Raw genomic sequence first — 4,965 nt, 5'->3', positions numbered from 1 at the left:
CACGGTGGGCGAGGTCCAGATGACGATGCGCGGGATGGCGGCCTGCAGCGTCCGCTCCAGCCGTACGCGCAGTTCCAGGGCCATCAGCGAGTCCATGCGGCCGCACCCCTCTGTCCTGCCGCCGTACGGTCAGCGCTTCGGCGCCCCGGCGGAGCCGTAGCCCGTGTCCGAGCCGTTCGACGCGCCCGCCGGCAGCTTCGGCGGCTTGTACCCCTTCACCGGCTCCTTGCCCTGGTCCGGGCGTACGGCGCCGAGCAGCGGGTTCGCCGCTATGGGCGACACCTTCACCTTCGCGCCGGGCCGCGGGGCCTGCACCACCAGCCCGTCCCCTATGTACATCGCGACGTGGGTCGCCCCCTTGAAGTAGACGACGAGGTCGCCGGGGCGCAGCTGGTTCAGCGGCACCCGCGGCAGCGACTTCCACTGCTCCTGGCTGGTCCGCGGGATCGGGTCGCCCGCGTGCGCCCACGCCTGCGAGGTGAGGCCCGAGCAGTCGAAGGAGTCCGGCCCGGTCGCGCCCCACACGTACGGTTTGCCGAGCTGCTTGAACGCGTACGCCACGGCCGCCTGGCCGTCCTTCGAGGGGGCGCGCGACGCCCCGCCCAGCGAGCCGCTCGCCATCAGCTTGTCCTGGGCCGCGCCGATGTCCTGCTGCTCCAGCCGCTGGAGCTCGGCGAGCTGATCGCCGGTCAGCGACGCGAGCATCTTCTCGACCTCGTCGAGCCGCTGCTTGACCGTGTCGCGCTGCTTCTTCTGGGTGGCGGCGAGCGTCTCCTGGACGTCGAGGGCGGCCAGCGCGTCGGTCGCGAGCTGGTCGGCCTGCTGCTCGCCGCCGGTGAGCCGCTTTATCATCTCGGCCCGCCGGCCGGCCTCGCGCTTGAGCTGGTGGCCCTGGTCCAGGGCTTCCTGCGGGTCGCGGCTGAGCAGGAACCGCACGTACGGGGAGAGGGCGCCGGTGCCGCCGCGGTACTGCTCGCGGGCGAGGCGGCCGGCGTCGTTCCGGCTGTTGGCGAGCGCGACCCGGACGTCGGCGAGCTCGCTGTTGAGCTTGTCGACCCGGGCCCGCTGCGTCTTGAGCTTCTCCTCGGTGCCGTTGTACGTCTCCGTGGCCTCCTCGGCCTTCTGGTACAGCGTCTGGAGCTGGGTGAGGAGCTCGCTGACCGGGGCGTCCGGCGGGTCCTTCGGTGACGCGAAGGCCATGGGCGCGGGCAGTGCGAACGCCGCCGTGGCGACCACCGCCGCCGTGCACACCGACCGTACGAACCGTCCGGACACGATTACCTCCATGAGTGGCCTGGATCAGTGGCCTAGATCATTTGGCCCAGGAAGGGATCGTGCCATGACCAATGCTATTAATGGCAGTGGTACGGGCGATTCCGCCCGACCTCGCCACTGAATGGCCGCCTTCGCGTCACCTGACCAGCGGTAGCCGTGGGGCGTCAGCGCCGGTAGTAGGCGTCGAAATTCTTGGAGAACTCCCGCTTGTTGAAGGAGTCCCAGTTCACCGACCAGGCCATCAGCCCGCGCAGCGCGGGCCACGTCCCGTGGGTGGCGTAGCCGCCGCACGAGGTCTTCTTGGTCAGGCAGTCGAGCGCTTTGTTCACCTCGCCGGGCGCGGTGTGGCCGTTGCCCGCGTTCGGGCCGGCGGGCAGTCCGATGGCGACCTGGGAGGGCTTCAGGGCGGGGAAGACGTTGTTCTTGTCGCCCGCGACGGGGAAGCCGGTGAGCAGCATGTCGGTCATCGCGATGTGGAAGTCCGCGCCGCCCATGGTGTGGTACTGGTTGTCGAGCCCGGTGATCGGGCCGGAGTTGTAGTCCTGTACGTGCAGCAGCGTGAGGTCGTCGCGCAGGGCGTGGATGACCGGCAGGTACGCGCCCGCGCGCGGGTCCTGGCCGCCCCACTTGCCCGAGCCGTAGTACTGGTAGCCCAGCTGCACGAAGAAGGTCTCCGGGGCCATGGTGAGCGTGAAGCCCGCGCCGTACTTGGCCTTCAGGGTCTTGACCGCCGAGATCAGGTTCACGATGACCGGGGTCTTGGGGTGCTTGAAGTCGGTGTCGCCGTTGTCGAGGGAGAGCGAGTGCCCCTCGAAGTCGATGTCCAGGCCGTCCAGCCCGTACCGGTCGATGATCGCGCCGACGGACTTGACGAAGGCGTCGCGGGCGGCGGCCGTGGTCAGCCGCACCTGGCCGTTCTGCCCGCCGATGGAGATGAGCACCTTCTTGCCCGCCGCCTGCTTGGCCTTGATCGCGGCCTTGAACTCGTCCTCGGACTCCACGTTCGGACACTCGCTCTTGGGACAGCGGTTGAAGCGGATGTCGCCGGAGGTGGTGGAGGTCGGCTCGCCGAAGGCCAGGTCGATGACGTCCCAGCTGTTCGGGACGTCGGCCATCCGCACATAGCCGGAACCATTGGCGAAACTGGCGTGCAGATAGCCCACGAGCGCGTGCTCGGGGAGGGCGGTCGCGGCCGTCGTACGGGCGTCGGGGCGGGGGGCCGCGTGGGCCGTGGGGAGGTACGCGGCGGTGGACAGCAGGGCGGTGGCGGCGACGGCCGCCAGCGACGCGGACAGCGTTCTCTCGCGCAGGGGCATGGGGGGTGCTCCTTGTTTCGACGGCGGTACGGGTGGTGGGGGTGTGCCGGTCGAGCGATGGGGAGAGGGGACCGCCCTCGCAGGGGAGGGACCGGCCCCGGTCCGGCCCCGGGCGCGGCAGGTACGGAGCCTTCGGACACGGAGCCGGGGAGTTCGCCAAGGCGGACCCCTCTGGTCAAGCAATAAACCGGTCTGGACCACTGGTGTCAATGGTCCGGACCAAACCTCGGGCGGTCCGATTACCCGCGGTCAACCGCTCCGCGTCCACGGCCACTTCAGGCCGCGCGGCGGCCGGCCCTCGGGTGCGTACTCGTACCGCCAGCCCCGCGGCAGCCCCAGCCGCTTCGTCACGCCGGCCGGGACCCGCAGATAGACATGGACGGTCGGCGGCCGTCCGTCGTCGTTCGGCACCGGGATCTCGTACGACTTCGGCGGCTGCCCGGTGGCGCCCACCAGCACCGGCAGCACGCGCCCGTCCAGCGGCCCGCCCACGAACAGGGTGTCTTCGCTTCTCACCGCACCAGTCTCCGCGATGCGCGGCGCGGCGCCCCACGGCAGCCGCCGACAGCTGTACCGACCACGGGGATACCATGGCGTCCATGCCCGCCCTGCTGATGACCGAGGCGACAGACCGCGCCGAGCGCGCGGTCCGCTTCGGCACGGCCGGGTTCGCCCGCGGCCGCCGGGCCATCGACCGCCGGCCGGCGGGCCTGGTGTGGATCTCCAGTCGCCGGCCCGTGGTGGCTTCCGGCGCCTGACGCGCGCTTCCTCTCGCGTTTCCCGTGTCGCGTACGGGCTCCCGTCTCCATCACGTCCGCGTCCCTCGCACGCCCTGCCGTGGCGGCCCCGCGCGCCGCCATGCCGATGGAACGAAGATCCATGCACCCCCTCAACGCACGATCCCCCCTGCCCGAACGGAGCCGCAGATGGCTCGGCGTCGCCGTCATCTGCCTCGCGCAGCTGCTCGTCGTCCTCGACGCCTCGATCATGAACGTCGCCATGCCGTCCGTGCAGCGCGCCCTGCACATCTCCGAATCGACCCGCCAATGGGGCGTGACCAGCTACATGCTGGCCTTCGGCGCGCTCCTGCTGCTCGGCGGCCGGGTCGCCGACCACACCGGGCGCCGCCGCGCCTTCGTCGTCGGGCTCGCCGGGTTCGCCGCCTGCTCCACGGCCGGCGGGCTGGCCGCGAACGGCCTGATGCTCTTCGCCATGCGCGCCGGGCAGGGGGCCTTCGCCGCCCTGCTGGCCCCGGCCGCGCTGGCCCTCCTGTCCACCGCCTTCAGCGACCCCTCCGACCGGGCGAAGGCGTTCGGCTGCTACGGGGCCGTCTTCGGGGCCGGTTCCGCGGCGGGGCTGATCGCGGGCGGCGCCCTGACCGCCCTGGCCTCCTGGCGCTGGTGCATGGTCATCGCCGCGCCGTTCGCGCTCTGCGCCGCGCTGGCCGCCCCGCGGGTACTCGACGAGAGCCGCACCGACGGCGCGCGCCGCTACGACCTGCCCGGCGCGCTCACCGCCGCGCTCGGCCTGGGCGGCCTCGTGTACGGGGTGAGCGCCGCCCAGGAACACGGCTGGAACTCGGCATGGGCGTGGGGCTGTTTCACGGCCGCGCTGATCCTGCTGACGGTGTTCGTACGGCTCCAGCGGCGCGGGAGCGATCCGCTGCTGCCGCCGCGCGTCCTCGCCGACCGGCGGCGCGTGGCGGGGATGCTCGCGGTGGGCCTCGGCGGGCTGGCCGTCACCGGGATCTTCCTGCTCCTGAGCTACTACCTCCAGCGCGACCTGGGCATGTCCGCCCTGGCCACGGGGGTGTCCTCGCTCCCGTACTCCGCCGGAATGGCCGTCTCCGCCGCCCTCGGCGGACGCCTGCTGCCCCGCACCGGGCCGCTGCCGCTGATCACCGGCGGGCTCACCGTCGCCGCGCTCGGCGTGCTGCTGCTCGCGCGGGTGAGCGGCGAGGACGACTACCTGACGGCCGTGCTGCCCGGCCTGCTGGTGCTCAGCGCGGGCGTCGGCGCGATGTTCTCCGCGGCCTCGGCCACCGCGCTGGACCGGGTGCCGGAGCGCGACAGCGGCACGGCGGGCGCGGTGCTCAACTCCTTCAGCGAGATCGCCGGAGCCCTGGGCTCCGCCATCCTGGCCACGCTCGTCACCACCGCCGGAACCGGCCCTGCGGCGGCCGTCCACGGCTACCGCACGGCCTTCGTGTTCAGCGCCGTGGTGCTGGTCCTGGGCGCGGGGGCGGTGGCGCTGCTGCTGCGCGAGCGGCGCACAGCCGGCTAGGGTGTGTTGCGAAAGTGGATCTTGTTCGTTGATGATCATGTTCTGTGGGACGTGGGGATCTGACGAACGGGCAGTGGGCCCGGCTTGAGCC

At 72.0% G+C, this 4,965-nt stretch carries 5 protein-coding genes and 1 pseudogene; 2 read left to right on the top strand and 4 right to left on the bottom strand.

Features of this window, described 5'->3' with window-relative positions:
- From AB0I49_RS38130 to AB0I49_RS38115, 4 genes and pseudogenes are all read right to left on the bottom strand, one after another.
- On the bottom strand, window positions 1-84 hold an 84-nt coding region (locus AB0I49_RS38130; RefSeq protein WP_363231828.1), incomplete at its 3' end, for a hypothetical protein.
- Window positions 85-129: 45 nt separating this feature from the next.
- Complete coding sequence (locus AB0I49_RS38125) at window positions 130-1,275, bottom strand: NlpC/P60 family protein (RefSeq protein WP_363231827.1); 1,146 nt, start codon at window positions 1,273-1,275, stop codon at window positions 130-132.
- A gap of 164 nt (window positions 1,276-1,439) precedes the next feature.
- Window positions 1,440-2,456 (bottom strand): annotated as a pseudogene (locus AB0I49_RS38120) (chitinase); the annotation flags it as partial.
- A 384-nt stretch (window positions 2,457-2,840) separates the two neighbouring features.
- A complete protein-coding gene (locus AB0I49_RS38115; RefSeq protein ID WP_363231826.1) occupies window positions 2,841-3,107 on the bottom strand; it encodes a hypothetical protein in 267 nt (88 codons plus the stop codon).
- 83 nt (window positions 3,108-3,190) lie between these two features.
- Between AB0I49_RS38115 and AB0I49_RS38110 the strand changes: the two genes are divergently transcribed.
- Window positions 3,191-3,349 (top strand): hypothetical protein, encoded by a 159-nt coding sequence (locus tag AB0I49_RS38110; protein WP_363231825.1) that lies wholly within the window; start codon window positions 3,191-3,193, stop codon window positions 3,347-3,349.
- A gap of 121 nt (window positions 3,350-3,470) precedes the next feature.
- Window positions 3,471-4,874, top strand: coding sequence for an MFS transporter (locus AB0I49_RS38105; protein ID WP_363231824.1), 1,404 nt, complete (start codon window positions 3,471-3,473; stop codon window positions 4,872-4,874).
- Window positions 4,875-4,965: the final 91 nt, after the last annotated feature.

The organism is Streptomyces sp. NPDC050617, from assembly GCF_040654795.1.
In the GTDB taxonomy this organism is placed as follows: domain Bacteria; phylum Actinomycetota; class Actinomycetes; order Streptomycetales; family Streptomycetaceae; genus Streptomyces.
The sequence above is the reverse complement of the archived record's forward strand: the minus strand, read 5'-3'. Positions and strand labels throughout refer to the sequence as shown.

Excerpts from the sequence above, each read along its gene's own strand:
- AB0I49_RS38105 (WP_363231824.1), top strand. The coding sequence starts at position 3,471 with ATGCACCCCCTCAACGCACGATCCCCCCTGCCCGAACGGAGCCGCAGA.
- AB0I49_RS38110 (WP_363231825.1), top strand. The coding sequence starts at position 3,191 with ATGCCCGCCCTGCTGATGACCGAGGCGACAGACCGCGCCGAGCGCGCG.